The organism is Vibrio sp. FF145, assembly GCF_041439075.1.
In the GTDB taxonomy this organism is placed as follows: domain Bacteria; phylum Pseudomonadota; class Gammaproteobacteria; order Enterobacterales; family Vibrionaceae; genus Vibrio; species Vibrio tasmaniensis_A.
In genome coordinates this window covers 1-1284 of the sequence record NZ_JBGONH010000125.1, presented here as the reverse complement: position 1 = coordinate 1284, position 1284 = coordinate 1, and the positions used below count along the sequence as shown (strand labels likewise).

Here is a 1284-nt window from a genome sequence, read left to right as displayed (position 1 = left end):
TTTACTTAATAAAGTGGCTTCGGGCTTGTTCAACACTTGGGATTTAGTGTTGGCTACGCAACACCTTAATCCTTATTTGTTAGGCATTAAGCTTAAACCACTCTTAATTGTATTGAGCACCCTGTTTGAAAAGTATCTCAAAGGGGAAGTGGACTATATTTCAGGTTGAAGGAGAGAGTCGCTAGATTAAGGGCCCAAATTGGTGCCGGTGGGATACATATGCTAAGAAATAGAGAATTTCTCGTATTCGTGCAGTGATATTTATCATCCAATTAGGTCGAGACTCTCTGGCTCTAGGTTCAGGTATCTTAGGGTCTCTTTTCTACTCTGATGTGTTTGTTGACTCGATATGAATTAGTTATGTTGACCACTTTACTCTGAACATATTGATTTCTTGCTGGTTAATTCAAGCTATGTTTTGGCTATTGCGACTAATATGAAGCTAGAAGGGCGTTATCGTTCACTTGGTAAGAATAGACTCAAAAAAAGATCATCGGGTGATATTTTAGTGATTATTTTAACAAATAGATAAAGCCTTAAAAGCTAATGGGGCGAACTATGAAATTAAGTTTTAACTTTGAAGATGCCAGTCAGATCTTTGTCGGATCTTTTGCTTTGGCTGTACCGATTTCTTTTTCCGAAGAAGCCTGGAAGTTAGGGGAGACTTTGCCTACTGCTAATCTGTTGCTGCTATTTTTATTATCAGCTGTGTTCTTAGGCTTTTATACTTATGAAAGTGTCTTTCAAAAAAATGTTGTTGCGCGCATGCCGGTGTTTATTTTCAGAATTGTTATTGCTTATGCTATGACGGCGTTGGTAGTTGCTTTGGTCCTGACATGTTTGGATAAGTTGCCTCTATTAAGCGATCCAATAGTCTCGTTTAAACGTGTCATTGTTATATCAATGCCCGCGTCTATGGGGGCTATTATAGTGGATAGTTTCGATAAAGAGTGAAACCGTATATCACCCAGGTTAAGTCATCAACAGAGCCATTCTAGCGCTTATTTGGTTCACTCTTAGATAACACAAGTAACAAGCTCGCTAGAAAGATTTCGACATGTCGTTGGGTGATTAAAGCTAAATCAAAAGAGTAAAGCCTAATTGTTTTACAAGAAAATTAAGACTGAGAGTTTCTCGACTGAACGAGCTATTAGAAAGGTGAGGGGGATGGAGGCTCGCTAGGATCTTTAGATGCAAAAAAGCCGCATCAATGATGCGGCTTTCTTTAATTGGCTCCCCTTGCAAGACTTGAACTTGCGACATACGGATTAACAGTCCGCCGTT

At 39.2% G+C, this 1284-nt stretch carries 2 protein-coding genes; one reads left to right on the top strand and one right to left on the bottom strand.

Going from position 1 to position 1284, the window contains the following annotated elements; genetic code table 11:
- The first annotated feature begins 558 nt into the window (after positions 1–558).
- Entirely contained in the window at positions 559–954 is a 396-nt protein-coding gene (locus ACED42_RS21780) for a DUF2391 family protein (RefSeq protein WP_009847710.1), read from the top strand.
- A 123-nt stretch (positions 955–1077) separates the two neighbouring features.
- On the opposite strand, the gene ACED42_RS21775 is transcribed toward ACED42_RS21780, so the two are convergent.
- The coding region (locus ACED42_RS21775) for a hypothetical protein (protein ID WP_371704144.1) at positions 1078–1284 on the bottom strand (207 nt) is incomplete at its 5' end.

What these genes read in the sequence shown, in the direction of transcription:
- ACED42_RS21780 (WP_009847710.1), top strand. Translation starts at nt 559, where the DNA reads ATGAAATTAAGTTTTAACTTTGAAGATGCCAGTCAGATCTTTGTCGGA.